Origin of the sequence: Actinoplanes sp. NPDC049316, assembly GCF_040677315.1 — a bacterium.
GTDB lineage: Bacteria > Actinomycetota > Actinomycetes > Mycobacteriales > Micromonosporaceae > Actinoplanes.
In genome coordinates this window covers 69,345-94,650 of the sequence record NZ_JBFAQM010000029.1, presented here as the reverse complement: position 1 = coordinate 94,650, position 25,306 = coordinate 69,345, and the positions used below count along the sequence as shown (strand labels likewise).

Here is a 25,306-nt window from a genome sequence, read left to right as displayed (position 1 = left end):
CTTGTACGCGGTTCGCCCGCTGCGGCGTCTTGGGCCGGATTGTCTCTCCGCCACCAGGCTTCTCCGAATCGTGGCCTGGTTCCGCAGGTTCGGGCGTCGCCCGGGTCCCGCACCTTCGGGCGTCGCCCGGGTCCCGCACCTTCGGGGCGTGGCCCGGGTCCCGCACCTTCGGGGCGTGGCCTGAGCTCCGCAGCTGCGGAACTCAGGCGGTGACGCGGGCCAGCAGCGCTCCCAGGTACGACGGGTCGACGCCGACCAGGGTCTCGCGCAGGTGGACGCCGTCGGTCGGGGGCAGCTCCAGCTCAGCCGGCACGGCCAGCACGGCGGCTCCCGAGGCGATCGCGCTCGCCATGCCAGTGGGCGAGTCCTCGATCGCCACGCAGTCGGCGATCGGCACGCCCAGCAGCTCGGCGGCGGTCCGGTACGGCGCCGGGTCGGGCTTGGGCGCCGGCACCTCGTCACCGCAGACGACCACGTCGAAATTCTCCCGGCCCAGCGTGTCCAGCGCCACCTCGACCAGCCGGCGTCCGGTGGAGGTCACCAGCGCGGTCGGCAGCCCCGCGGCGCGGACCGCCAGCAGCAGCTCCATCGCGCCGGGACGCCACACGAGCCCCTCGGCGAACAGCTCCTCGACGCGGTGCTCGAGCCAGGCGACGTCGGCGGCCTCGTCCCGGTGGGGCTGACCCAGGTCGTCGCGCAGGATCCGCATGGACGTGGCCATGCTGCTGCCGATCATCGCCAGCCGGGCGGACTCGGAGAGCTTCCCGCCGGCATGCGCCGCGAGCTCGTGCAACGCGACGTCCCAGACCTTCTCGCTGTCGACCAGCGTGCCGTCCATGTCGAAGAGCACCGCAGCCGGATGTCGTGATGTCAGAACAGGCCTCCCACGCCGCTGAACCGTACCCCGCCCATTCTTGCCTGCGACCGGCCCCGGCGCGGCCCGGTGTGACGACCATGACGGTCGCGCTCGCCAGCAGGCCAGGACGGCGGCTGCCCGCGCTGGCCGGCCACGACGGGGCCCGCTGTGGCGGTCACCCTCGCCGGCAGGCCACGACGGGGCCCGCTGTGGCGGTCACCCTCGCCGGCAGGCCACGACGGGGCCCGCTGTGGCGGTCGCCCTCGCCGGGCAGGCCGCGACGTGCCCGGCGACGCCGGCCGCTGCGGCGGCCGGCGCAAGTGCGGGCGCGAGGTTACGACAGTTTGCAGGGGTCGAGCGAGCGGCGGTACCCGTTGCTGAACGCGGCGGTGCGCTGCCGGGCGGTCCCGTGCGCACCCTCGGCGAACCACGGCTGGCCCGGGTCGTCGCCCACCGCTTCCAGCCCCGCTGCCAGCTCGTCCAGGTCGCCGTCCTCCAGGCGCAGGCGTCCGGCCTTCTGCATGTCACCGATGTACGCGCCGGCCATGCAGTCGGCCTGCAGCTCCTGCTCGATCGTGAACTGCTTCTGGATGCCGAGGCGGCGCTGGATCGCGTGGGCGTACTCGTGGCCGAGAAGATAGAAGATGAACGCGTCACCGATCTGACGGAATGCCGCGAACGCCCAGTTGGCGTCGTACGCGATGAAGTCCCCCGCCGAGCAGTACGCCGCGTTGTTGAGCCCGAGCGCCTGCCCTCCGCACGCGACCTGCTTCCTCGCCCCGTACGGAATCAGCTCGGCGATCGGCTGGAAGTCCAGGCCGGAGCGGTCGAACTGCTTCTCCCAGTACTCCTCGGCGATCTCGCGCGCGTCGCCGACGTCGCCCTGGAACTCTTCGACGGTGTCCGTACCGTCGATGTCGGGGTCCGCGGCCGTGTCCGCCGTCTTGGTGGCGGCGGGTTTCCTCTGACCGGCGGGCGCACCTTGCCCGCCGGGCGCCTGCGGTGCGGCCACACAGCCCAGGGCGATCGCGGCCGCCGCGGCGAGCGCCGGCAGCACGAGACGGTTGCGGCGCGGCACCGGCATGCGAGGTCCTCCGAGGGCAGCAGTGGATTACCTCCACGATACGGACGCGAGCATGGTGCCGGATCAAGCGGTGTGGCGGTGGCCACCTGTGGACAACCGGGCGCGTCCCCGCCGGCGGGCGTAGCTTGCGAAGGGACTCCGGGACGGCCGCCGAGGCCGCCCGGCACGACCGCCGGATCCGGGCGCGGGAAGGGAATATCCGCATGAAGCAGGTTTCACTGGGCGGGCTCGACGTGTCCCGCATCGGCCTCGGGTGCATGGGCATGTCGGCGTTCTACACGGGCCGCGGCAGCGACGACGCCGAATCGATCCGCACGATCCACCGGGCCGTCGAGCTCGGCGTCACGTTCTTCGACACGGCCGAGATCTACGGTCCGTACACGAACGAGGAACTCGTCGGCCGGGCCCTGGCCGGGCGCCGCGACCAGGTCGTCATCGCCAGCAAATTCGGGTTGCTCTCGCACCGCGGCGGCGACGGCGGCCGCACCCTCGACGGTCACCCCGACAACGTGCGCGCGGCCGTCGAGGGCTCGCTCAAGCGGCTGGGCACCGACCACATCGATCTGTACTACCAGCACCGGATGGACCCGAAGGTGCCGGTCGAGGACACCGTCGGCGCGCTGGCCGACCTGGTGCAGGCCGGGAAGATCCGCCACATCGGCCTGTCCGAGGCGGCTCCCGAGACGATCCGCCGGGCCCACACCGTGCACCCGATCACGGCGGTGCAGTCGGAATACTCACTGTGGACGCGCGACCCCGAGACGGAGGTGCTGCCGACGCTGCGCGCTTTGGGCATCGGCTTCGTGCCGTATTCGCCCCTGGGCCGCGGCTTCCTCACCGGTGCCATCCGCTCCCCGGAAGACTTCGACGCGGACGACTTCCGCCGCAACAACCCCCGCTTCCAGGGCGACAACTTCCAGCAGAACCTCCGCATCGTCGACGAGGTGCAGGCGGTGGCCACCGAAGCGGGCGCGACGCCGGCCCAGGTCGCGCTGGCATGGGTGCTCGCGCAGGGCGACGACCTGGCGCCGATCCCGGGCACCAAGCGGGTCGCCCGCCTCGAGGAGAACGTCGCCGCGGACGGGTTGCACCTGAGCGCGGACCAGATCGACCGGCTGAGCGCGATCCGCCCGGCGGCCGGCGACCGGTACGCAGACATGAGCGAGGTGGGGCGCTGAGATCTCGTCGCTGACGCGAACGGCTACGTCGCGGATCGGGGTCTGCAGAGGCGTCACCGCGGCGGCCCATTCACCGCCGGTCCGCCCTATGCGAGTGCCGGGAGGGCAGACCGGATCGGTGCGGCCGGGCACGCTGCACCTGAAGCGGCGGAGCGCCCTGGCAGGACAGGAGCATGATGGGCGCGTGCGGATCGAGGACGTCACCCCGGAGACGATGCGGCCCGTGCGGCGGCCGTGGCTGGTGCAGAGCTGGCACGACCTGACCTTCCTGCACTGGGCCGTGCCGCCCGCCACGGTGGCGCCGTTCCTTCCGCGTGGCACGGTTCCCGACACGCTGGACGGCGTCACCTATGTGGGGCTGATCGGGTTCCGGATGGTGAAGCTGGGGCCGGGGCGCGGGCCGGGGATTCCGTACCTGGGGACGTTCTGCGAGACGAATGTGCGGCTGTACAGCGTCGACGCGCAGGGGCGGCGGGCGGTGGTGTTCCTGTCGCTGGATGCCGCGCGGTTGCTGCCCGTGCTGACTGCGCAGGCGCTGCTGCGGCTGCCGTACAAATGGTCGCGGATGTCGCTGGAGAAGCACGACGGTGTGCTGCGTTACGTCAGCACTCGGCGGTGGCCCGGGCCGCGCGGGGCCAAGACGGCCATGTCCGTACGGGTCGGAGCACCCGTTCCGGACCCCACGCCGATGGAGCACTTCATGACCGCCCGGTGGGGCCTGCACACCCGGGCCTGGGGCCGTACGGTGCATCTCCCGAACGAGCACCCCCGCTGGCCGCTGTTCCGCGCGGAGCTGCTCGACCTCGACGACGGCCTGCTCCCGGCCGCGGGCCTGCCGGTGTCGGGGCCGCCGGTCAGCGTGCTCTACTCCCCCGGCGTCCCGGTCACCTTCGGCGGCCCCGGCGTGGCGGCGGACTGACCGGCCCCGCCGGCGCGCGTGAACCGACCGGCCCGGCCGAGCCCCACAGCGCAGGACGACCTCCCAACACCCGCCAGGGCGTCGCACACGACCGCGGCGACGGCGCGTCGGACGCCGGCCCAGACCGACCGTCACCCGGGCCCACGCCCGAAGCCGGACGCCGTCGCGCAACGCCCGGCCCGACGCCGTCGCGCAACGCCCGGCCGGACGCCGACCAGACCGACCGACGCGCAATGCCCGGCGCAACCGCCACCCGCTGGACACCGGCGAGACCGACCGACGCGCGGCTCCTGGGCAGAGACCGCCACCCGGCACGACTCCGGCCGGACCGACCGATGCCCGGCCCCGGAGCGACCGTCACCCGGGCCCGGAGCGACCGACCCCCGGCCTCTGGAGCGACCGTCACCCGGGCCGACGCGGAAGCCGGACGCCGTCGCGCAGAATCCGGCCTGCGCGGCCCCGAGCCGCTACGCCAGGATCTTGTCGAGCTTGGTGAAGGAGCTGGTCCAGCCCTCGCGGGCCATGCCCTCCATCTCCCGGGTGTACGGGCCCTGCGTGATCACGATGCGCGTGCCGCCGTCCGGCTCGTCGTGGAACTCGATGCGCATGCGCATCTTGCCGGCCGGGAAGCCCGGGATGCCGGAGGTGTCCTCCTCGCCGACGAGGAGTTCGTTCTCGACGACCTCGGTGAAGGTCGCGTTGACCGGTGAGGCCATCGCCGGGTCGTCGTCGTTGACCATGGTGAAGCGCTGGTGGCCGCCCGTGCGGGCGTCGATGTCGACGGTGTCGCGCGGCACCGACCAGCCCACCGGGCCGAACCACTGGCTGAGCTGGTCGGGGTCGACGAAGGCTCGGTAGACCATGGGCCGGGGCGCGGCGAAGGTGCGGGTGATGACCAGGTCGGTGGTGTCGCTCATCGTTCGGTCTCCTCTGTGGGTGCTGACTGTTGAAGGCGGCGCAGGTGGGCGTCCAGACGCGTGAGGTTCTCGTCCCAGAAACGCCGGTAGCGCTCCATCCAGGCGGCGGCCTCCCGCAGGGGCTCGGCCTGCAGGCTGCTGGAGCGCCACTGGGCGCTGCGGCTCCGGGTGATCAGCCCGGCGTTCTCCAGGACTTTCAGGTGCCGGGAGATGGCCGGGAGGCTGATCTCGAAGGGCTCGGCGAGCTGGGTCACGGTCGCGTCCCCCTCGGCCAGCCGGGCCAGGATCGCCCGCCGGGTGGGGTCGGCGAGGGCCGCGAAGATCACGCTGAGCCGGTCGTCCGACACTGTACTTAACACCTCCGTTAATTAACGGCTATGTTAAACATAGGGTGGCCCGGAGGTGTCGTCAAGCAGGTGGAAGGTCAAACGCGGGCGGGGATGCGCCGGTGCAGCTCGGCGAGGAGGACGTCCGGGCCCGGCGACATGAGGCCGACGTCGATCACATACGCGATGCCGGCGTCACGGCGTACGGTCCGGGGCCGCCGGCCCGGTCCCGGCAGTTCGGTGACCTCAGCCGCCGCGACCGGGGTGACGACGAGTTCCGTGAAGGGTCCCCGGCGACGCAGCGCGACCGAGGCGACCGACGACCACGGCAGGTGCACCCCGCGCCGGCCCGTGGCCGCGAATTCCAGGCCGCGCACGGAGCTCTTGAGCCATCCCAGCCGGTTCCAGGCGACCAGGATGACGAGGCCGGCCACGGCGACGGGCACGATGAGCAGGCTCTCCGCGATCGTCACGAGGTCGGCGGGGGTCGGCCGCGCGCCCAGCGCCAGCGAGACCAGCAGGGACAGCCCGCGGGCCACGAGGAACACCAGCGCGACCACCCACAGCATGGTCACGAACACCATGGCGCGCGGCTGGAAGAACGTGGTCGCGTCCTCCCCGATCTCCAACGGATGGTCCTGCACGGTGCCCATTATGCCCGCTTTAAACCACGGGTACGCCGATTCGCCGGGTCGGCCGCCACCCCGGAGCCGTCCGGGGTGGCCCGGTCACGACGGACGCCACTCCCCCGGTGGGATGCGGGGAACCGGGTCGGGACCGGGCACAGAACCGCCGGCGGGTCCAGAACCGGTTGCAGGCCCAGCAGCGGGACCGGGTAAAGGACCGGCCGAAGACGGGAGGCCGGGGACAGGGGCGGCACCCGGGAAGGGGGCGGGGCCGGCGGCCGGGACAGCGCCGGGAAGCGGGGGCGCGCCGGCCGGGACCCGCCCGGTCAGCAGGTCCGCCACCCGGTACAGCGGCCCGATCTGCTGCGGGATCGTGTCCGGGTCCCGGAGCCGGCCGGGGACGGCCGCCAGCAGGTCGGTGCCCTGCAGCGTCCAGGCCGGCACGGCGCCGGCCACGTGGGCCGCCAGCAGGTGCGGGCTCAGCGGGTACGGCGACGCGCCCGGTTCGCCGACCACCTGGAACTGCTTGTCGAACTGCTCGTGGCCCAGGGCCGTGCCCGTGCCGAACAGCGCGCGGCCCCACCGGGAGAGGGTGCCGCGGGGCTGGATGCCGAGGTACGGCGACGGCCGGTCCAGGTGGACGACGAGCACCGTGTAGTGGTGGGTCGTCGACTGGGTGCCGTGCGTGGTGCCGCCCTGGCCGTCCGACGTGGTCGTCGAGGTCGTCTCGGTGTACGAGTAGTCGGCGACGCTGGCCCGGCGGCCCCACAGCGCCCCGGTCAGGGCGAGGGTCACGCCGCGGCGGTTGCGGCCGGGCAGGCGGGCGCTCCAGTCGACGGCGGGGTTCGGGACGAGCGTCCAGCCGTGGGTGGCCGCCCAGCGGTGCAGCGCGTCACGGCGGTCGCGTTCGCGGCGGCGGCCGAGCACGGCGGCGACCACCACCAGGGCGACGACGGCCGCCATGCAGGCGAGCATCCCGCCGACGATCACGACTGCCTCCATGGCCGCTCAGGATGCCATGCGTACGCCATCGAAGGCGCACCCGGGCGCGGCGGACAGCGGCACAGAGACGACGACGGCCGCCCGCGGGGCGGGCGGCCGTCGCTGCAGGCGGGCGTTACTGCCGGGCGGGCACCGTGGGCAGCGTGACCGTGTCCGCGCCGAGCTGCTCGGCGTCGACGACCTGCTCGACCGCTTCCATGCCGGCCGCCGCCGCCACCGCTTCGGCCTGGGCCTCGGAGGTCACGCCGATCTTCGCCAGCTGGCGGGTGTAGCTGTGGGTCGCCGTCCACAGCTTGTAGATGAGCAGGAGCTCGAAGGCCGTCAGGAGCACGGCGGACAGGATCGTCACCGGGATGATCTGGTTGGTCAGCGGGCCGACGATGAAGACGAACATCTGGAATTCGATGCCGCTGAACACATGCGCGCGGATCCGCTGGCGGACCAGCATGTTGCGGACGCGGACGAAGGCGCTGAACTTGCTGCGGAAGTCGCCGTACACGTCGACCACCGGACGCTCGGCGCCCTTGCCGTCGACGGCCGTGGCGGTGCCGACGGCCGCGCCGATCGGGTGCTCCGCGTCGGTCTCCTCGACGAACATCGGGGGCGCCGCGCCCTCGCCCTGGGCCGCCTCCAGGTGGCGGCGCATGTCGTTCTTGACCTTGCCCATCTGCAGGGCGTTCAGGTAGCGGAACATGTCCAGGAAGATGATCACGCCCGCCATCCACAGGTAGTGGATGTCGTCGGTCTTCGCGTACATGCCGCCCATGAGCGCGACGCCGCAGACCAGCACGCGGAGGCGGTCGAAGACGTAGTCGAGCCACGAGCCGAAGACCGAGCCGGTGCCCTTGAGCCGGGCGATCTTGCCGTCCATGCAGTCGAGCACGAAGCTCAGGTGGAAGACGATCGCGCCGGCCACCAGCCACGGGTAGTCGGCCTGGGCGAAGCAGGCGGCGGCGATCAGACCGAGCACGAACGCGCCCATGGTCAGCAGATTCGGCGTGATCCAGCGGACCGGGGCGACGAGCCACACCAGCCGCGACGCCAGCGGATCGACCAGCCAGACGGTCCACCACGCGTCGCGATCCTTGTAGGTGCGGGTGCGGATCTCGTCGAGCGAGAAGCGCTGTGCCATGCCACAACTCCACCATGGTGATGATTGCGTGAATAGTGAGACGCGCGGACCTTACAGGAGATCGATTCGCAGCATAGAACCCAGGCCAAGAATCTGGACAAAGGGCGAAATGATCGACCCTCGCGACCCAGTGATCATGAACTCCGGGGTAACGGAACCGCCGGGGCGAGACGGACGACGGCCAGGCCGCACGGTGTCACCACCCGGCCACGTTCCCAGTGGCACCGATCACCTCGCACGGCGCCGCAAGCCGCCGCCACCCGAGCGGGCGACGGCCGTGTTGGCCGCCGGCCGGTGGCGTGCCAGGATGCCCTGAGTCCGACAGACCGGGGGTACGGGTGGACGCCGAGCACGTGGCGGGCGATCTGGAGACGGTGCTGCTGACCGAGGAGCAGATCCTCTCCCGGGTGGCCGCCCTGGCGCGGGAGATCGGCGCGGACTACGCCGGCCGGGACCTCGTGCTGGTCGGCGTGCTGGGCGGCGCCGCAACGTTCACCGTGGACCTCGCCCGCGCCCTGGACAGCTCGGTGGAGATCGGCTGGATGGCGATGCGCTCGTACACCACGGGCAAGCGCAGCTCGGGCTCCGTACGCCTGCTCAAGGATCTTGATCTGGACATCGAGGGCCGCGACGTCGTCATCGTCGAGACCGTGATCGACACGGGGCTGACCATGTCCTGGCTGATCTCCAGCCTCCAGCAACGCCGGCCCGCCTCCGTCGCCGTCTGCGCGCTGCTGCGCAAGCCACACAGCCCGGCGTTCGACGTTCCCGCGTACGTCGGTTTCGACGTGGAGCCGGGGCTGATCGTCGGCTACGGCCTCGACTACCGCGGCCGCTACCGGAACCTTCGCTGCGCTGCCGTGCTCGCGGCGCACGCGGTGCGGCAGGACCGCCCGTGCCGGTGACGAACCCCTGGCTGGCCGGCCCCTCCCCCACCGGGCGGCTACCGCGCGAGCGCCTCGAGGAACGCATCCTCCATCTGCTGTCCACCCACAACATGTGCGTGCTCGCGACCACCGGGCCGGACGGCGCGCTGGCCACGCCGGTGCGCTACTTCCACCTCGGTTTCACCGTGATGTTCACCGCCGCCGCCGGCACACCGAAGCTGCGCAACATCGCCGCGGACCCGCGCGTGTCCCTCGGCGTCTTCGCGCCCCTGGTCGGTCAGGCCAGCAGCCGCGGCGCCCAGATCTTCGGCAGGGCCCGGGTCCTGACGCCGGATGACGCCGGTTACGCCGAGCACTGGCCCGCCGTACGGTGGGAGTCCGACCACGTTGAACGCTCCCGCGACCTGGACGAACCGCCGCACGGCCCGCTCGTCGTGGTCCCGGCCGACCGGATCGTCTACACCGAGCACTGGCTGCGCCGCGACGGGTACGCGCCCCGCCAGTTCTGGAAGGCGTAGGCCCGGCGCAGCGGTGCAGGGCGCGGCCCTGCGCGGCGGCCCCGGCGCGGCCGCCGGGTGCTATTCCGTGCGGGCACGTAGGCTCGACAGTACTCAGGTACGAAAGGTTGGCACCGTGACAGAGTTCGACGGCCTCCCCCTGCTGCGCTCCCCCGTGGCGATCGCCGCCTTCGAAGGGTGGAACGACGCCGCCGACGCGTCGACGGCCGCGGTGGAGCACCTGGAGCAGGTGTGGCAGGCCCGGGAGATCACCACCATCGACCCGGAGGAGTTCTACGACTTCCAGGTCAGCAGGCCGACCACGACGATGAGCGAGGGCCAGACGCGGCGCATCGAGTGGCCCACCACGCGGTTCAGCGTGGCGAGCCCGCCCGGCACCGAGCGCGACGTCGTGCTGATCCGCGGCATCGAGCCCAGCATGAAGTGGCGCACCTTCTGCGAGCAGATCCTCGAGGTCTGCCACAGCCTCGAGGTGGACCGCATCCTGCTGCTCGGCGCGCTGCTCGCCGACGTGCCGTACACGCGGCCGCTACCGATCAGCGGCACCGCCTCCGAGGAGTCGGTCGCCGAGAAGTACAAGGTCGTGCCGACCCGGTACGAGGGACCCACCGGCATCGTGGGTGTCCTGCAGGAGGCGGCCGGCCGCGCGGACGTGGAGGCGATGTCCTTCTGGGTCCACGTGCCGCACTATGCGAACAATCCGCCGTGCCCGAAGGCGACGCTCTCGCTGCTGAGCCGTCTGGAGGACGTGCTGGACCTGCCCGTGCCGGTGGCCGACCTCGCGCAGGAGGCCGACGAGTGGGAGAAGCGGGTCCGCGCCGCGGCGGAGCAGGACGCGGAGCTCGGCGAGTACGTGCGCGAGCTCGAGGAACGCGTCGGCGACGAGGGCATCAAGCCGCTCACCGGCGACGAGATCGCCAGCGAGTTCGAGAAGTACCTGCGCCGCCGGGGCGGCTCAGCCGGCCCGACCGCCGGCTCCTGGTGACGGGAGCCGGCCCCGGACGATTCCCGGGGCCGGCTCCCGCGGAGCAGTGATTACCGCCAGAAGGTGGCCACCGCGGCGTTGACCAGGGTCAGCGCGATGATCCCGATGAAGTGTCCGCTCGCGACGGCCTCCCGCCGCTTGCGCCACGGGATGAACACCATGACGAAGATCGCCACGGCGATCACGAGCTTCACCGCGAGCTTGGCCGGCTCCGGCTCGTTGTCCCCGCCCCCGCGCAGCGGCGCCGCGAGCGCCAGCCCGGTCACCACCTGGATCACCGAGCCCCACAGCATGGCCGGGTTGATCCGCAGCTTGCCGGAAATGTACTGGGCGATGGCACCGCCGAGCAGCAGCGCGAACCCGATGAGGTGCGCGTAGCGCAGGATCAACCGCAAAGCCTCCATGGCCGCACAGCCTAGAGGTCCTCTCTCCCGACGACTTCCCCAGGTCCTCCCGGCGTGTCGGGGCGACCCGGCACACCCCCCGTACGGCATCCTAGGAACCTAGGGTCTGGAGGTCGGAGCATGACGATCAACCCCGGCGCCGCCGAGTTCCCGCACCGGCAGATCGCCGCGCAGCTCAAGGAGCGGATCCGGCGCGGCGACTGGCAACCCGGCGAGCGCCTGCCGTCGATCCCGGCGATGGCCGAGATGTTCGGCGTCGCCAAGCAGACCGTGCAGCGCACGGTCGACCAGCTGCGCGTCGAGGGCATCCTCATCACCAAGCCGGGCTCCGGCACGTACGTCCGCGGCACCCGGCGCCGGCTCAACCGCCTCTCCCGCGGCCGGTACGGCGTGCACCGCGGCTACCACGCCGACCTGGCCGCCCGCTACCGCCAGCAGCTGACCGGGGTGGGCCGCGACGCCGCGCCGCCCGAGGTGGCGGACGCGTTCGGGGTCCGCGACGGCACCGAGATGCTGGTCCGCCGGCACGTCGTCCGCGCCGACGACGCGACGGTCGAGGTGGGCGCGTCGTGGTTTCGGGTGACCGACGCCACCGGCACCTCCCTGGAGCGCGCCGAGGCCTTCGGACGCCCGCTCTACCAGGAGGCCGAGGAGGCGATCGGGCGGCGCTACACCTCGGCGACGGACACGATCAGCGCCCGGCAACCGAGCCGCGAGGAAGCGGAGATCCTGCAGATCCGGCCCGACACGCCGGTGCTGCACCTGCTGCACGTGGCCTTCGACGAGAATCGCAAGCCCATCGAGGTCGCGCAGGCCACCTGGCCCGGACCGATGACCACGCTGACCGAGGAGTACCGCATTCCCGCGCCCACGCCGGACCCGGATCCGGACCCCGGGCTCACCCTCGCCTGACGACGGGGGGCGCACCCCGGCGCGCCGCCGGGAGGCCGCACCGTGCGCCCTTCTCGGTGGCCAGCACGTTCTCCTCCAGGCGCAGCAGGCTGGCCAGGGCGGCCTCCTGCTCGGACGGGCTCATGTCCCCGACGGTCAACTCCTCCAGCTGCGCCCAGATCCGCTCGACGCCGTCCCGCAGCGCGTCACCCGCCGGTGTGGACTCCACCAGCGTCGCCCGGCGGTCCGTCGGATCCGGCCGGCGACGGACATGCCCGGCGGCCTCGAGCCGCTGGACGATACGGGTCGTGCCCGCCGAGTCGGTGCCGAGCTCGGCGGCGAGATCGGACTGCCGCTGGGGCCCGGACTCCCACAGCCGCATGAGCAGCAGTTCCTGGCTGGGGTGCAGGCCGAGCTCGCGCAGCAGCCGCCCGGCGAGCAGCTGGTGAATCCGGGCGAGCCGCGCAATGGCGTGGCTGACCGGTCCGCCGGGCAGCGCCTCCGGAGCGAGGTTCATGCAGCTCAGCCTAGCTCCGCCGACAGTGGTGTTCGTCACTGCCGCGCCCGGAAACAAACGACCGCTGCCCGAACTTTCCTGTCCTGGACAGCAAAATAACTGTCGAGGACAGGAGTTTGTGATGGCAACCGCATTCGACGGGGCTCAGCTCGGCCGGTACACCACCCGCAACCGCGTGGTCATGGCCCCCATGACGAGAAGCCGGGCGTACGGCGAGGGCGCCAGCCCCACCGAGCTCATGGCCGAGTACTACGGTCAGCGCGCGAGCGCCGGCCTGATCATCACCGAGGGCACCCAGCCGTCCGCCGTGGGACAGGGCTACCTGAACACCCCCGGGCTGCACACCGCCACCCAGGTCGAGGCCTGGAAGCCGGTCACCGCCGCGGTGCACGAGCGCGGCGGCCTGATCTTCGCCCAGCTCATGCACGCCGGCCGGATCGGGCACCCGAGCCTGCACGGCGCGCACCCGGTCGGCGCCTCTCCGGTCGCCGCCGCCGGGCAGGTCTTCACCGCCGACGGCCCGCAGGACCTCGTGACGCCGGAACCCCTCGACGACGCCGCGATCCGCGCCACCATCACCGACTTCGCCGACGCCGCCCGCAACGCGATCGAGGCCGGCTTCGACGGTGTCGAGCTGCACGGTGCGAACGGCTACCTGCTGCACCAGTTCCTCTCCACCAACGCCAACGTGCGTACGGACGAGTGGGGCGGCACGGTCGAGGGTCGCATCCGGCTGGTCGTCGAGGTCGCCCGGGCCGTCGCCGCTGCGATCGGCGCGGACCGCGTGGGGCTGCGGATCTCCCCGTCGAACCCGTTCAACGACATCGTCGAGGACGGCCACCGCGAGACGTATCTCGCGCTGGTCGACGCGCTGAACCCGCTGGGGCTGGCGTACCTGCACGTCGGCGAGGGGCCGGACACGGAGTTCACGCCGCAGCTGCGCGCCCGGTGGAACGGGCCGCTGATCCTCAACCCGTACACGCCGGGCGCGTGGACCGGGCCCGAGGCCCTGAAGCTCGTCGAGAACGGCGAGGCCGACCTGGTCTCGTACGGCGCGCTGTTCCTGGCCAACCCCGACCTGCCGGAGCGCCTCGCTGCGGGCGGGCCGTTCAACACCCCCGACTACGGCAAGGCGTACGGCGGCGACCACACCGGCTACACCGACTACCCGGCGCTGACCGCGGCGGCCTGATCCACCGGCGTCCGGCGGTCCCCCGGGGCCGCCGGGGCGCCCAGCCGCCGCGCGAGCAGCACGAACGCCACGCCGAGCAGCAGCGGGCCGGCCACCCCGGCCGGTCCGCCGGCCAGCACGAGGAACGCGGCCACCCCGGCGACGGTCAGCGCCGGCACCCACTTGCCGGTCACCCCGTCGGCAGCCGCGCCCACCGTCACGGCGATCAACCCGAGCAGGCTCAGCGCCATCCCCGGCAGCGCCCAGCCGAAGGCCAGCAGCGGGTAGCCGCCCATCGTCTCCGCCACCCTGTCGGCCGCGGCGGCGCCGAGCACCTGACGGGCCGCGAGGTCCGCCGTGTCGCCGACCATCAGCGCGCTGAAGTGCAGCAGGGCCACGACCGTCACCCCGGCCGCCACCCGGGTGAACCGGCGCCCGCGCGATGCCACGACGAGCACCGCGGGCACGAACAGCAGCCAGCCCAGGTGCAGCAGCAACGCGCTGACCTGCAGCACGGCGGGACGGTCCGGGGTGGCGGCCGGCGCGGTCAGCATCCCGAGGGCGAACGCCGCGGGTGCCGCGTACAGGCAGAGGGTGGAGAGCCGGCGGCGGAACGCGCCGAAGACGTCGGCCTCGCCGGTCCCCGACCGGCGGGTGATCAGCTGCCACCCGGCGGCGCCGTACGCGCCGACCAGGACCACCGGGCCGAGCAGGTTCACGGGTACGGGCGAGATCGCGAAGAGGAAGTACAGCACCGTCCCGAGCAGCGCGGCCCCCGCCGTCCACCACGAGATCACCCGGCCGCGCGCCGCCGCGACGGGTACGAGCACCAGCGACAGCGCCCAGCCCATCAGGCCCGGCCACTGCCAGCCGGCCATGGTCGGCGTCTGCTCCTCGAACCTCGTGTTCACCGCCGCGGCCTGCGCGTCCGGCAGGTTCTGCTCCAGCGCCAGGATGAAGAAGTCGATCACCATCAGCGCCGAGAACGTCGCCAGCCCCAGCACCACCGCGACCCAGGCGATGCGGGCGAGCACGGCGCCGCGCGTACGGATCGGCGCGAGCAGGCCCAGCATTCCGGGTACGAACAGCACCCAAGCCCAGTGCAGCAGCAGCGAATGCCACTGCGTCGCGTCCGGATGGGCGCGGTAGATGCCGTGCACCTCGCCGGTGCCGAGCGCCGGGTCCACCCCGGTCGCCACGGCCAGAGCGATCGGAGCCGTCACCAGAGCGACGGCGGCCGCCTTACGCCACATCGTGGCCTCCTCGTGTTGCGTGGATGTCGGCCGCTGACGCTACGAACGGCGTGGCCTGCAGTAACCCGTACCGGGACGGAACCCGGGTCCGCCTGCGGGAGGACCGGCAATCCCCCGCGCGACGGTCTCGCGGGCGCGGCCGCGCCCGTACGGTCGAACAGTGATCCGCAAGCCACGCCCGCTCGACCTCGCGCTCGGCGCCGGGTTCGCCGCGTTCGCCCTGACCGAGGAGTACGTCGTCCGGATGCCGGGGCGCTGGTGGCCGTACGCGCTGACCCTGTGCGCGGCGCTGGTCGTCATCCGGCGGGCGGTGCCGCTGCTCGCGATGGCGGTGAACAGCGTGGCGGCGTGCTCGCTGTTCTACGACGACACCCCGGTCAGCTACCGGCTGTGGCAGCTCGTGGCGATGATGATCTCGGCGTACACGGTGGGGCAGCTCTTCCCGGCCCCGCAGGCCGGCCGCCGCGACCGGCTGCGCGGCGCCGCCGGAGCCGGTCTGGTCCTGCTCACCGCGCTGCTGTACTGGGAGAACGACCGCACCGACCCGATGGCCGCGGTCTTCTTCACCACAGCGCCGTACGCCCTCGGCGCGGTGGTCGCCGCCCAGGCCCGCCGCCTCGCCGACACCGCGGCGGTGCGCGCCTCCATCCGCGAGCAACAGGCCCGCGAGGCGGTGATGGAGGAACGCGTCCGCATCGCCCGCGAACTGCACGACATGGTCGCGCACAGCGTGACGGTGATGGTCATCCAGGCGGGCGCGCTGCGGCGCAGACTCGACGCGGGCCTCGGCGTCGACCCGCAGGTCCTGCACGGCATCGAGGAAGCCGGCCGCGAGGCGGTGGGCGAGCTGCGCCGCACCCTCGGCCTGCTGCGCGGCGACCGGGCCGAGACGGCCCCGCCGGCCGGCCTCGACCGGCTCGACGACCTGGCCGGCCAGGTCCGGGAGGCGGGCCTCAAGGTCACGGTCGACCGTACGGGGGCCCCGGCGCCGTTGCCGCCGGCGGTGGACCTGTCGGCGTACCGGATCATCCAGGAGGCCCTCACCAACGCCCTCAAACACGCCGGCGCGACGACCGCGACGGTGATGATCGCGCCGGAAGCCGGCGGGGTCCGGCTCACGGTGTCGAACGACGGCCCGGTCGTGCCGCCGCCGACGGCGGGGAACGGGCAGGGGTTGATCGGGATGCGCGAGCGGGTGGCCTTGTTCGGGGGTACGTTGGCCGCCGGGCCTCGGGAAGGGGGCGGGTTCGCGGTGCAGGCGTGGCTGCCGGCGTTGCCGGGAACGGCATCGACCTCGGCCGGAACTCTCTCACCGGGGGTGACGGGGTGATCTCCGTGGTCATCGCCGACGATCAGCGGATGGTGCGCGCCGGCCTGCGGATGGTCATCGAGACCGAGCCGGACCTGCGGGTCGTCGGCGAGGCGGGCGACGGCGTGGAGGCGGTCGCGCTCGCCCGGCGGCTGCGTCCCGACGTGGTGCTGATGGACATCGCGATGCCCCGCCAGGACGGCCTCACCGCTACCCGTGCGCTGCTCGCCGCCCCGAACCCGCCGCGGATCATCGTGCTGACGACGTTCGACACCGACGAGAACCTCTACCGGGCGTTGCAGGCCGGGGCGAGCGGGTTCCTGCTCAAGGTGTCGTCCCCGGAACATCTGATCACGGCCGTACGGGTCGTCGCGGCCGGCGAGGCGCTGCTCGACCCGGCGGTGACGACCCGGGTGATCTCGGCGTTCGCGGGCCAGCCGGGGCCCGCCGCGCCGCCCGAGCTGGGCACGCTCACACCGCGGGAGACCGACGTGCTGCGCCTGCTGGCCCGCGGTCAGTCGAACGCGGAGATCGCGGCGGAGCTGGCGGTCGGCGAGGCGACCGTGAAGACGCACGTCGCGCGGGTGCTGATGAAACTGGGGCTGCGGGACCGGGTGCAGGCCGTGGTGTACGCCTACGAATCCGGGCTCGTCCGCGCGGGCCGCTGAGCCCCACCGGGCCGGCCGGACTGAAGCAGGCCGCCGAGCCCGACGCGCCAAGGCCGAGCCCGACGCCAGGCCGACCGGGACGCTGAGCCCGAGCGGGACGCTGAGCCCGAGCGGGACACCGAGGCGTGGGCTAGACGCCGAGGTGCCCCTCCGCAGCGTGCTTCTACAGGCGGATGCCGAGCAGCGCGTCAACCGTGCGGGACATCAGCTCCGGGGCTTCCGCGTCGTCGCCGGTGCCGGAGAGGGCCGCTTCTGCCCACGCGTCGACCAGGGCGAGCGCCGCGGGGGTGTCGAGGTCGTTGTGCAGGGCCTCGCGGACCGCTGCGAGCAGGCCTCGGCCCGAGGGGCCCGACGGGGCGGCCGCCGCGGAGCGCCAGCGGGCGAGGCGCTGCTGACCGGTCTTGAGGACGTCGTCGGTCCATTGGCGGTCGCTGCGGTAGTGGTCGGCGATCAGGCCGAGGCGGACCGCCATGGGGTCGACGCCGTCGCCGCGCAGGCGGGAGACGAAGACGAGGTTGCCCTTGGACTTGGACATCTTCTCGCCGTCGAGGCCGATCATGCCGGCGTGCACGTAGTGGGCGGCGAACGGGGCGCGGCCGGTCAGGCGTTCCGCGTGGGCGGCGGAGCACTCGTGGTGGGGGTAGAGCAGGTCGTTGCCGCCACCCTGGACGTCGATGGTGTCGCCGAGCAGGCCGAGGGCGATGGTCGCGCACTCGATGTGCCAGCCGGGGCGGCCGGGACCGAGCTCGCCGCCCTCCCAGGCCGGCTCGCCGTCGCGGGCACCGCGCCACAGCAGCGGGTCGAGCGGGTCGCGCTTGCCCGCGCGGTCGGGGTCGCCGCCGCGCTCGGCCGACAGCACGAGCATCTCGTCGCGGGACAGGCCGGACTCGTAGCCGAACGAGGGTGCCGCGGCGATCGAGAAGTAGACGTCGCCGGTGCCGTCGTCCAGCGTGTAGGCCGAGCCGTCGGCGAGCAGCTCCCGCACGTGCGCGGCGATCGCCGGGATGGACTCGACCGCGCCGACGTAATGGGCCGGCGGGATGATCCGCAGCGCCTCCATGTCCTCGCGGAACAGGGCGGTCTCGCGCATCGCGAGGACGACCCAGTCCTCACCGTCGCGGTTGGCCCGCTCCAGCAGGGGGTCGTCGATGTCGGTGACGTTCTGCACGTAGCGCACGTCGAGGCCGGCGTCGCGCCAGGCGCGCTGCACCAGGTCGAACGTGATCATCGTGGCGGCGTGCCCGAGGTGGGTCGCGTCGTACGGCGTGATGCCGCAGACGTACATGGTCGCGGTGCCGTCCGGCGTGGTGGGTGCCACCCGGCGGCGGGCGGTGTCGAACAGGGCCGGCGGAGCGGCGTCTCCCGGCAGGGTCGGCACGTCGTGCCCGGTCCATGCGTCCATGGTCACCGAGCCTATCCAGACCCACCGACACTTTCGCCGGGGGCGTGAGTAAAGACTCAAGAAGACGAGGAAGCGGGCTCAGACGGGTGGCCAGGGCACCGCGGGCCAGTCCTGCGGCGGCTTGGGGAACCGCCCCGCGCGCAGCAGCCGCCGCACCCGCAGGCGGGCGTGCTGCACCTCCGACATCGTGAGGTGCTCCTCGAGCTTCTCCCCCAGCTCCCCGTCGAGCTCAGCGCCCAGCCGGGTCAGCACCTCCACGCATTCGGCCGGCAGCTGCTTGCCCGTCCAGCCCCACAGCACCGTGCGGAGCTTGTTCTCCACGTGGAAGGAGACGCCGTGGTCGACGCCGTGGATGCGGCCGTCGGCGGCGTACAGGACGTGGCCGCCCTTGCGGTCGGCGTTGTTGATGACCGCGTCGAGCACGGCGAGGCGGGCCAGGCGGGGGTCGTCGGCGTGGGCCAGCGCGTACGCGTCGCCGTCCTCGTCACGCGCCGAGGCGACCGGGAACCAGCCCGCGGGCACGTCGTACGCCGGGACGAAGCCGATCAGCGTCTCGGCGTCCTCCGGCTCGTCGATCCACAGCTGGCAGGCGCCCGGGCCGAGCGGGCCGTCCCGCAGGATCGTGGGCGGCACGAGGCCCCAGCCGGTGGCCTGCGAGACCAGGAACGCGGAGACCTCCCGGCCGGCGAGGGTGCCGTCCGGGAAGTCCCAGAGCGGGCGCTCGCCGCGGACCGGCTTGTAGACGCAGCGCCGGGTCACGCCGTCGAGCGTGATCCCGGCCCGCAGCGTGGTGTTCGAGGCGTCGACGAGCCGGCCCTCGAGCTCCATCGTCCCGCGGTGGAGCAGCTCCAGGGCGTCGCCCTCGGCGAGCACGGATGCCGGCTCCGTCGTCACCGGTGGTAGCCGTTGTGCCGGGGACAGAGATGGCCGGCCGGATCCAGCGGCTGGCCGCACAGCGGGCACGGCGGGCGCCCGGCGGCGACCACACGGCGGGCGCGGTCGATGAACGCGCGGGTCGCCTCGGGGGTGAGCCGGACGCGCAGCCGGTCGAGGTCGTCGTCGGGCTCGTCGTCCTCGTCGTCGTCGACCGCGGCGTCGTCGTCCTCCTCTTCGGCGCCGAGCTCGACCTCGGCGTCGGCCTCGCCCGCCTCGATGGCCTCGATGACGACCGTGGTGGTGTCGACGTCGAAGGCGAGGCCGAGCGTGCCGACCCGGAACTCCTCGTCCACCGGGGTGTCGAGGGGCTCGTTGTCGTTGACGGCGAGCGGGGACGGTTCGGGCAGCTCGACGCCGAAGCGGCGGCCGGCCTCGGTGAGCAGCTCCTCGAGCTTCTCGGCGAGCAGCGACACCTGGACCTTCTCCAGCGCCACGCTGACCACCCGCCCGCCGCCGCGGGCCTGGAGGAAGAATGTCCGGTCGCCCGGCTCGCCCACCGTCCCGGCGACGAACCGCTCCGGCGGCTCGAAGGCATGCACCTGGTGGGTCATGGCAACGACCCTATCCGCCCGCGCGCACGAGCGCGCGGCGCACCGGCCCGGTTCGCCGAGGGCGCAATGCGAGCCCCCGTCGCCGTAACACGCTGGTCACGCCGCGTACCCATGGGTTCACACGCCGGCGCCGGCGCCACCGCCCACCGCGGCGTCGGACTGCGCCGCCGGGTCCGCCGCCTGCCCGTCCTCCTTCTTCGCCGGGATCAGGCCGGCCAGGTCGGCCGTGTCGTTGAGGCGGACGACGAAGGGCCGGGTCGGCGTGTAGCGGATCACACTGATCGAGGCGGGGTCCGCGACGAGGCGCTGGAACTCGTCCAGGTGCAGACCCATGGCGTCGGCGACGATGGCCTTGATGATGTCGCCGTGGCTGCACGCCACCCAGAGCGCGTCGGCGCCGTGCTCGGCGCTCACCTTGGCGTCCCAGCGGCGGATGGTGGCGACCGCCCGCGCCGACATGGCCGCCATCGCCTCGCCGTTGGGGAACACCACGGCGCTCGGGTGCTGCTGCACGACGGGCCACAGCGGGTCCTTGGCCAGCTCCTTGAGCGGCCGGCCCTCCCAGTCGCCGTACCCGCACTCGGTCAGGCCGTCGTCCACCGCCGGGACCACGTCCGGGAGCGCGAGCTCGACGGTCTGCCGGCAGCGGACAAGCGGGCTGCTGACGACGGTCGCCAGCGGCAGCGCGCGCAGCCGCTCCCCGGCGCGCCGGGCCTGGTCGCGGCCGGTGTCGTCGAGCTCGACGGGCCGGCGACCGGCGAGCTCGCCGGTCGCGTTGGAGGTGGTCCGCCCGTGGCGGAGCAGCAGGACGGTCGCCACGGCTACTCGGCCACGCCGGACGCCTCGTAAGCCTCCGCGACCGCGCGCAGCGTGGCGATGCCGCTCTCCAGGTCACCCACGTACGGGCTCACCGACAGCGTGCCGACGCCCGCCGCCGCGTACTCGCGGATGCGCTCCACGATCCGCTCCTTCGGCCCGACCATGGACGTACGGTCGATGAAGTCCTGCGGCACCGCCGCGGCCGCGTCCCGCACCTTGCGGTCCAGGTAGAGGTCCTGGACCTGCTTGGCCTCGTCCGGGTAGCCCATCCGGACCGCGAGCTGGTTGTAGAAGTTCTGCTCGCGGCTGCCCATGCCGCCCACGTAGAGCGCCGCGTACGGCCGGATCAGGTCCGCGCACGCGGCCACGTCGTCGCCGATCGCGACGGGCACGGCCGGGCACACGTCGAAGCCGGCGAGGCCGGCTCCGGACTTCGCGCGGCCCCGCTCGATGTGCTGCAGCTGCTCGGCCGCCGCGTCCGGCGCGTAGAAGATCGCCAGCCAGCCGTCGGCGATCTCGCCGGCCAGCTCCAGGTTCTTCGGCCCGACGGCCGCGAGATAGATGGGTACGGCATCCCGGGGCGGATGGAAGCCCAGCCGCAGCGCCTTCCCGGCTCCGCCCGGAAGCGGGAGCCGGTAGTGCTCGCCCTCGTAGGCCACGGGCTTGCGCGCGATCGCGAGCTTGACGATGTCGACGTACTCCCGGGTGCGGGCGAGCGGCTTGGCGAAGCGCACCCCGTGCCAGCCCTCGGAGACCTGCGGGCCGGAGACGCCCAGCCCGAGCCGGAACCGGCCGCCGGAGAGCGTGTCGATGGTGGCGGCCGTCATCGCGGTCATCGCCGGGCTGCGGGCCGGGATCTGCATCACGGCGGCGCCCAGGTCGATGTGCCGGGTCTGGCCCGCCATCCACGCGAGCATGCTGGGCGAGTCGGAGCCGTACGCCTCCGCCGCCCACACCACCGAATAGCCGAGCCGATCCGCCTCCTGGGCCATCGCCAGGTGATCGGCGGGGGTGGTCCACGAGGTCTGGTATCCGAGGCTGAGTCCGAGCCGCACGGGTCCTCCCGTTCCTGCTGGCAGGGCCGCGATGCCCCGCGCTACGAAGCCTAGGCGACCACGCTGAGTGATCTTCGGGCCCTCGGGTCGCGTACCCGACGGTTCTGCGGCACTGTTGAGCTCTCGACAGCGTTCCGCCGGTGGTCCCCTCTGAATAAGGTTCACCCATGCAACAGCGACCGCTCGGCCGAAGCGGGCTGGCGGTCTCGCGGCTCGCGCTCGGCACCATGACCTGGGGACGTGACACCGACCCCGACGACGCGGCCGCGCAGCTGAAGCTCTTCCTGGACGCGGGCGGCACGCTGATCGACACCGCCGACGTGTACGGCGACGGCGACGCCGAAGCGGTGATCGGCTCGCTGCTGGATCACCTCGTGCCCCGCGACGACGTGCTCATCGCCACGAAAGCGGGGCTGGGGCATTCGTCACACCGGCGCCGCGACAGCTCGCGCGGGCACCTTCTGCGGACGCTCGACGCCTCCCTGCGCCGGCTCGGCACCGACTACGTCGACTTGTGGCAGCTGCACGGCTACGACCCGCAGACTCCGCTCGAGGAGACGCTGTCGGCGCTGGACCACGCGGTCAACAGCGGACGGGTGCGCTACGTCGGCGTGTCCAACTTCGCCGGCTGGCAGACCGCGCAGGTCGCCATGTGGCAGCGGGCTTATCCGGCGCGTGCGCCGATCGTGGCGACCCAGATGGAGTATTCGCTGCTGGAGCGCGGGATCGAACGCGAGGTGATGCCCGCGGCGGCGGCCCTGGGCATCGGCGTGCTGCCCTGGTCGCCGCTGGGCCGCGGCGTGCTCACGGGCAAGTACCGCAACGGCCGCCCGCTGGACTCGCGCGCGGCCACGGAGCACCTCGCGCCGTTCGTGCGGACGTACCTGGAGCCTCGCAGCTCCAGCATCGTCGAGGCGGTGGTGACGGCGGCGGCCGGCCTCGGCGTCGAGCCGCTGGAGGTGGCCCTCGCCTGGATCCGCGACCGCCCGGGCGTGGCGGCCCCGATCCTGGGTGCGCGCACGGCGGGCCAGCTCCAGGGCGCGCTGCTCAGCGAGGAGCTCACCCTGCCGGCCGAGATAGCCCGGGCGCTCGACGACGTGTCGGCGGTCCCGCTCGGCTATCCGGAACGCGAGGGGCTGACCGGCCCGGGGGCTGGTGGGACGCCCGAACCCGGCGCATATTAGGACCCATGGACTACGAGTACGCGCCGCTGCGGTTGCCGTCGAATGTCGATCGCCTGACCGCTGCGGCGCAGCTGGCCATCCAGGCAGAGTTCTCCGGCTGGGAGCTGGCCCGCGTGCAGCTCTTCCGCGACGGGACCCGCCAGGTGATGCTCCGCCGCAAGGTGGGGACCACCGGGCAGCCGGGCATCTCCATATAACCGAAGAGGACCGACCCCATCGCCCGCCTTCGACGGGCGATCACTACGTCCTGGCCAAGCCCCCGCGCACGAGGGCCGCCGCGGCCAAGCCAGCGGTGCAGTCTGCTGTGACCGCGACAAAACGCGCGGCGCAGGGCGGTGCGACCGCGACCAAACGCGCGGCACAGGGCGGTGCGACCGCGACCAAACGCGCGGCACAGGGCGGTGCGACCGCGACCAAACGCGCGGCGCAGGGCGGTGCGACCGCGACCAAAGTCGCACTGCGCCCCGCCGGTGTCGAGGGCGCCGAAACGGACGAGGCGAAGCCGTGGTTCGTTTCGGTGCCCTCGACACCGGCTTTTGAGGGGGCGCAGTGCCCGCCGGAGCGAAGCGGAGGCCAGCAGCACAGCCGTGGTTCGTTTCGGTGCCCTCGACACCGGCTCCTCCGGGGGCGCAGTGCCCGCCGGAGCGAAGCGGAGGCCAGCAGCACAGCCAGATTAGTGGTTGTGGCCGGCGTGGTCGTCTTCCTCGTCCGGGAGGAACGGGTGCTCGTCGAGGCGTCCGACCAGCATGTCGTCCGGTCCCGGGGTGAACGGCCCGGTGCCGTCCTCGTCCGCGTACGCCTCGAGGTCGAGCGGCTCGCGGACCTCGGAGACCGTCAGCAGGCCGTCGAGCGGTTCGAGCTCCGGCACGTCGAGCGACGACAGCGAGCCGTCCCCGGCCTGCAGCAGCTCCAGGACCGCCTCGCCGACCGACTCGATGGGCTCGGCCTCCTCGTCCTCGGGGACCAGGCCACGGCGGGCGTTGTCGGCCACGCGCAGCAGGGCGGTGACGCTCGGGACGCGGTAGTCGCGGCGCTGGCGGACCGAGATGATCTGGGGGTGGGGGTCGCTCCCGGCGCCGCCGAGGCCGTCGGCGGCGGCGTTGAAGCGGGCGGCCGCCTCGTCGGGGTCGATCGATTCGACGTCCCAGGGCGTGACCTCGCCGAACAGGTCGAGCAGCTGCTCGTCGTAGGCGAAGGAAGCGTTGTTGAGGTCGACGTAGGCCTGCCACACGTCGTCGTCGTCGACCCGGCCCTGGGCGGCCTTGACCGCCGCCAGGTGGGCTTTGGCGGCCGCCACGACCCGGTCGAGGGCGGCGTCCAGCTCCGCGTACTGGTCGGTCATGGTGTGAAAAGTCCTCTCATCAACGGCGTCGTTGTCGGGACGTCAGCTCGCCTTGAGCAGCCGGTCGAGCACACGCACGCCGAACTGTAGTCCTTCGACCGGTACGCGCTCGTCGACGCCGTGGAACAAAGCCGAGAAGTTCAGGTCGGCGGGCAGTTTGAGCGGCGCGAACCCGAAGCAGCGGATGCCGAGCGTGCTGAACGCCTTGGCGTCGGTGCCGCCGGAGAGCATGTACGGCACCGCGCGGGCCCCCGGGTCCTCGGCGCGCAGCGCGGAGGCCATGGCGTCGACCAGCGCGCCGTCGAAGCCGGTCTCGAGCGCGGCCTGCTGCTGCAGGTGCTCGATCTCGATGTCCGGGCCGACCACGTCGCGCAGCTGCTCGAGGAAGAGCTCGGCCTGCCCGGGCAGCGTACGGCAGTCGATGGTCGCCGACGCCTTGCCGGGGATGACGTTGTCCTTGTAGCCGGCTTCGAGGCGGGTGGGGTTGGCCGTGTTGCGCACGGTGGCGCCGATGAGGTTGGCGATCGGGCCGAGCTTGGCGATGGCGAGCTCCGGCTCCGCGGGGTCGATCTCGATGCCGAGCGCCTCGGACACCTGCTCGAGGAAGGCCTGCACGGTCGGGGTGACGACCATCGGGAACTTGTGCCGGCCCACCGCGGCGACGGCCTCGGCGAGGGCCGTGACGGCGTTGTCGTCGTGCACGAAGGAGCCGTGGCCGGGGCGGCCGCGGGCGTGCAGGCGGAGCCAGTCGATGCCCTTCTCGGCGGTCTCGACGAGGTAGAGCCGCAGGTCGTCGTTGATCGTGTACGAGAAGCCGCCCACCTCGCCGATCGCCTCGGTGCATCCCTCGAGCAGGTCGGCGTGCTCGCGGACGAGGTAGCGCGAGCCGTACTCCATGCCGGCTTCCTCGTCGGCGGTGAAGGCCAGGACGATGTCGCGGGGCGGGACCACGCCGGTGCGTTTCCAGTCCCGCACGACGGCGAGCATCATCGCGTCGAAGTCCTTCATGTCGATCGCGCCGCGGCCCCACAGGTAGCCGTCCTTCTCCTCGCCGGAGAACGGCGGGACGGACCATTCGCTCGCGTCGGCGGGAACCACGTCGAGGTGGCCGTGCACGAGCAGCGCGCCGCGGGACGGGTCGCTGCCGGGGATGCGGGCGACGAGGTTGGCGCGCTTCGGCGCGGACTCGTGCAGCTCGACGTCGATGCCGGCCTCGGTGAGCTGCTGCGCCACGTACTCGGCGGCGGCGCGCTCACCCACGGTGGTCCGGGGATCGCCGGTGTTGCTGGTGTCGATCCGGAGCAGGTCGCGGCAGATTCCCACGACCTCGTCGGCGGCGGTGACTGGTTCCATCCGCCCTTCTTACCAGGTGGG

At 72.8% G+C, this 25,306-nt stretch carries 28 protein-coding genes; 11 read left to right on the top strand and 17 right to left on the bottom strand.

From position 1 onward, the window contains the following. Positions 1 to 202: 202 nt before the first annotated feature. Both AB0K03_RS32775 and AB0K03_RS32770 read right to left on the bottom strand, forming a co-directional pair. On the bottom strand, positions 203 to 850 hold the full coding sequence (locus AB0K03_RS32775) for an HAD family phosphatase (protein WP_364693035.1): 648 nt from the start codon (positions 848 to 850) through the stop codon (positions 203 to 205). Positions 851 to 1,190: 340 nt separating this feature from the next. Continuing rightward, the gene (locus AB0K03_RS32770) at positions 1,191 to 1,940 is read right to left on the bottom strand and encodes a neutral zinc metallopeptidase (protein ID WP_364693032.1); all 750 of its coding nucleotides are present in this window, start codon (positions 1,938 to 1,940) and stop codon (positions 1,191 to 1,193) included. 203 nt (positions 1,941 to 2,143) lie between these two features. Here AB0K03_RS32770 and AB0K03_RS32765 point away from each other — a divergent pair, with 203 nt between their 5' ends. Beyond that, the gene (locus tag AB0K03_RS32765; RefSeq protein ID WP_364693029.1) at positions 2,144 to 3,118 is read left to right on the top strand and encodes an aldo/keto reductase; all 975 of its coding nucleotides are present in this window, start codon (positions 2,144 to 2,146) and stop codon (positions 3,116 to 3,118) included. A gap of 184 nt (positions 3,119 to 3,302) precedes the next feature. After that, complete coding sequence (locus AB0K03_RS32760) at positions 3,303 to 4,037, top strand: DUF2071 domain-containing protein (protein WP_364693026.1); 735 nt, start codon at positions 3,303 to 3,305, stop codon at positions 4,035 to 4,037. A gap of 467 nt (positions 4,038 to 4,504) precedes the next feature. Here AB0K03_RS32760 and AB0K03_RS32755 read toward each other — a convergent pair whose 3' ends face one another. From AB0K03_RS32755 to AB0K03_RS32735, 5 genes are all read right to left on the bottom strand, one after another. After that, the gene (locus AB0K03_RS32755; protein WP_364693023.1) at positions 4,505 to 4,954 is read right to left on the bottom strand and encodes an SRPBCC domain-containing protein; all 450 of its coding nucleotides are present in this window, start codon (positions 4,952 to 4,954) and stop codon (positions 4,505 to 4,507) included. Continuing rightward, positions 4,951 to 5,301 (bottom strand): metalloregulator ArsR/SmtB family transcription factor, encoded by a 351-nt coding sequence (locus AB0K03_RS32750; protein WP_364693020.1) that lies wholly within the window; start codon positions 5,299 to 5,301, stop codon positions 4,951 to 4,953. The genes AB0K03_RS32755 and AB0K03_RS32750 overlap by 4 nt, the downstream gene beginning before the upstream one ends. Positions 5,302 to 5,378: 77 nt before the next feature. Continuing rightward, positions 5,379 to 5,933, bottom strand: coding sequence for a hypothetical protein (locus AB0K03_RS32745; RefSeq protein ID WP_364693017.1), 555 nt, complete (start codon positions 5,931 to 5,933; stop codon positions 5,379 to 5,381). A gap of 75 nt (positions 5,934 to 6,008) precedes the next feature. Beyond that, positions 6,009 to 6,908 carry a hypothetical protein gene (locus AB0K03_RS32740; RefSeq protein WP_364693014.1) on the bottom strand — a complete coding sequence of 300 codons (900 nt, stop codon included), beginning with the start codon at positions 6,906 to 6,908 and terminating at the stop codon, positions 6,009 to 6,011. A gap of 115 nt (positions 6,909 to 7,023) precedes the next feature. Beyond that, a complete protein-coding gene (locus tag AB0K03_RS32735) occupies positions 7,024 to 8,040 on the bottom strand; it encodes a CDP-alcohol phosphatidyltransferase family protein (RefSeq protein ID WP_364693011.1) in 1,017 nt (338 codons plus the stop codon). Between the two features lie 338 nt (positions 8,041 to 8,378). Between AB0K03_RS32735 and hpt the strand changes: the two genes are divergently transcribed. From hpt to AB0K03_RS32720, 3 genes are all read left to right on the top strand, one after another. Then, a complete protein-coding gene (gene hpt / locus AB0K03_RS32730) occupies positions 8,379 to 8,945 on the top strand; it encodes a hypoxanthine phosphoribosyltransferase (RefSeq protein WP_364693008.1) in 567 nt (188 codons plus the stop codon). After that, the gene (locus AB0K03_RS32725; protein ID WP_364693006.1) at positions 8,936 to 9,445 is read left to right on the top strand and encodes a pyridoxamine 5'-phosphate oxidase family protein; all 510 of its coding nucleotides are present in this window, start codon (positions 8,936 to 8,938) and stop codon (positions 9,443 to 9,445) included. Before hpt ends, AB0K03_RS32725 begins: the two co-directional genes overlap by 10 nt. Before the next feature lie 115 nt (positions 9,446 to 9,560). Beyond that, positions 9,561 to 10,430 carry a PAC2 family protein gene (locus AB0K03_RS32720; protein WP_364693003.1) on the top strand — a complete coding sequence of 290 codons (870 nt, stop codon included), beginning with the start codon at positions 9,561 to 9,563 and terminating at the stop codon, positions 10,428 to 10,430. A 50-nt stretch (positions 10,431 to 10,480) separates the two neighbouring features. Here AB0K03_RS32720 and AB0K03_RS32715 read toward each other — a convergent pair whose 3' ends face one another. After that, on the bottom strand, positions 10,481 to 10,834 hold the full coding sequence (locus AB0K03_RS32715; RefSeq protein WP_364693000.1) for a hypothetical protein: 354 nt from the start codon (positions 10,832 to 10,834) through the stop codon (positions 10,481 to 10,483). 120 nt (positions 10,835 to 10,954) lie between these two features. On the opposite strand from AB0K03_RS32715, the gene AB0K03_RS32710 reads away from it, so the two are divergent. Then, on the top strand, positions 10,955 to 11,746 hold the full coding sequence (locus tag AB0K03_RS32710) for a GntR family transcriptional regulator (RefSeq protein ID WP_364692997.1): 792 nt from the start codon (positions 10,955 to 10,957) through the stop codon (positions 11,744 to 11,746). On the opposite strand, the gene AB0K03_RS32705 is transcribed toward AB0K03_RS32710, so the two are convergent. Then, on the bottom strand, positions 11,733 to 12,242 hold the full coding sequence (locus AB0K03_RS32705; RefSeq protein WP_364692994.1) for a MarR family winged helix-turn-helix transcriptional regulator: 510 nt from the start codon (positions 12,240 to 12,242) through the stop codon (positions 11,733 to 11,735). The genes AB0K03_RS32710 and AB0K03_RS32705 overlap by 14 nt on opposite strands. Before the next feature lie 121 nt (positions 12,243 to 12,363). Between AB0K03_RS32705 and AB0K03_RS32700 the strand changes: the two genes are divergently transcribed. Beyond that, a complete protein-coding gene (locus AB0K03_RS32700) occupies positions 12,364 to 13,434 on the top strand; it encodes an alkene reductase (protein WP_364692991.1) in 1,071 nt (356 codons plus the stop codon). Here AB0K03_RS32700 and AB0K03_RS32695 read toward each other — a convergent pair. Continuing rightward, the gene (locus AB0K03_RS32695) at positions 13,407 to 14,666 is read right to left on the bottom strand and encodes a hypothetical protein (RefSeq protein WP_364692988.1); all 1,260 of its coding nucleotides are present in this window, start codon (positions 14,664 to 14,666) and stop codon (positions 13,407 to 13,409) included. The genes AB0K03_RS32700 and AB0K03_RS32695 overlap by 28 nt on opposite strands. Before the next feature lie 160 nt (positions 14,667 to 14,826). Between AB0K03_RS32695 and AB0K03_RS32690 the strand changes: the two genes are divergently transcribed. After that, the gene (locus AB0K03_RS32690; protein ID WP_364692985.1) at positions 14,827 to 15,996 is read left to right on the top strand and encodes a sensor histidine kinase; all 1,170 of its coding nucleotides are present in this window, start codon (positions 14,827 to 14,829) and stop codon (positions 15,994 to 15,996) included. After that, positions 15,993 to 16,643 (top strand): response regulator transcription factor, encoded by a 651-nt coding sequence (locus tag AB0K03_RS32685; RefSeq protein WP_364692982.1) that lies wholly within the window; start codon positions 15,993 to 15,995, stop codon positions 16,641 to 16,643. The genes AB0K03_RS32690 and AB0K03_RS32685 overlap by 4 nt, the downstream gene beginning before the upstream one ends. 163 nt (positions 16,644 to 16,806) lie before the next feature. Here the strand turns inward: AB0K03_RS32685 and mshC are convergent, their stop codons facing one another. The 5 genes from mshC to AB0K03_RS32660 all read right to left on the bottom strand — a co-directional run bounded on the left by mshC (position 16,807) and on the right by AB0K03_RS32660 (position 21,406). Then, a complete protein-coding gene (mshC, locus tag AB0K03_RS32680) occupies positions 16,807 to 18,045 on the bottom strand; it encodes a cysteine--1-D-myo-inosityl 2-amino-2-deoxy-alpha-D-glucopyranoside ligase (RefSeq protein ID WP_364692979.1) in 1,239 nt (412 codons plus the stop codon). A 78-nt stretch (positions 18,046 to 18,123) separates the two neighbouring features. Further along, positions 18,124 to 18,918 (bottom strand): SCO1664 family protein, encoded by a 795-nt coding sequence (locus AB0K03_RS32675; RefSeq protein ID WP_364693109.1) that lies wholly within the window; start codon positions 18,916 to 18,918, stop codon positions 18,124 to 18,126. Between the two features lie 17 nt (positions 18,919 to 18,935). Then, positions 18,936 to 19,532 carry a DUF3090 domain-containing protein gene (locus tag AB0K03_RS32670; RefSeq protein WP_364692976.1) on the bottom strand — a complete coding sequence of 199 codons (597 nt, stop codon included), beginning with the start codon at positions 19,530 to 19,532 and terminating at the stop codon, positions 18,936 to 18,938. Between the two features lie 117 nt (positions 19,533 to 19,649). Continuing rightward, positions 19,650 to 20,351 carry a histidine phosphatase family protein gene (locus tag AB0K03_RS32665; RefSeq protein WP_364692973.1) on the bottom strand — a complete coding sequence of 234 codons (702 nt, stop codon included), beginning with the start codon at positions 20,349 to 20,351 and terminating at the stop codon, positions 19,650 to 19,652. Between the two features lie 2 nt (positions 20,352 to 20,353). Next, on the bottom strand, positions 20,354 to 21,406 hold the full coding sequence (locus AB0K03_RS32660; RefSeq protein WP_364692970.1) for an LLM class F420-dependent oxidoreductase: 1,053 nt from the start codon (positions 21,404 to 21,406) through the stop codon (positions 20,354 to 20,356). Positions 21,407 to 21,573: 167 nt separating this feature from the next. On the opposite strand from AB0K03_RS32660, the gene AB0K03_RS32655 reads away from it, so the two are divergent. Both AB0K03_RS32655 and AB0K03_RS32650 read left to right on the top strand, forming a co-directional pair. Continuing rightward, a complete protein-coding gene (locus AB0K03_RS32655; protein ID WP_364692967.1) occupies positions 21,574 to 22,590 on the top strand; it encodes an aldo/keto reductase in 1,017 nt (338 codons plus the stop codon). A 5-nt stretch (positions 22,591 to 22,595) separates the two neighbouring features. Further along, on the top strand, positions 22,596 to 22,787 hold the full coding sequence (locus AB0K03_RS32650; protein ID WP_199513022.1) for a DUF5703 family protein: 192 nt from the start codon (positions 22,596 to 22,598) through the stop codon (positions 22,785 to 22,787). Positions 22,788 to 23,263: 476 nt separating this feature from the next. Here the strand turns inward: AB0K03_RS32650 and AB0K03_RS32645 are convergent, their stop codons facing one another. Both AB0K03_RS32645 and AB0K03_RS32640 read right to left on the bottom strand, forming a co-directional pair. Beyond that, positions 23,264 to 23,932 (bottom strand): hypothetical protein, encoded by a 669-nt coding sequence (locus AB0K03_RS32645; protein ID WP_364692962.1) that lies wholly within the window; start codon positions 23,930 to 23,932, stop codon positions 23,264 to 23,266. Positions 23,933 to 23,974: 42 nt separating this feature from the next. Then, a complete protein-coding gene (locus tag AB0K03_RS32640) occupies positions 23,975 to 25,285 on the bottom strand; it encodes a M20/M25/M40 family metallo-hydrolase (protein WP_364692959.1) in 1,311 nt (436 codons plus the stop codon). Between the last annotated feature and the right edge of the window lie 21 nt (positions 25,286 to 25,306).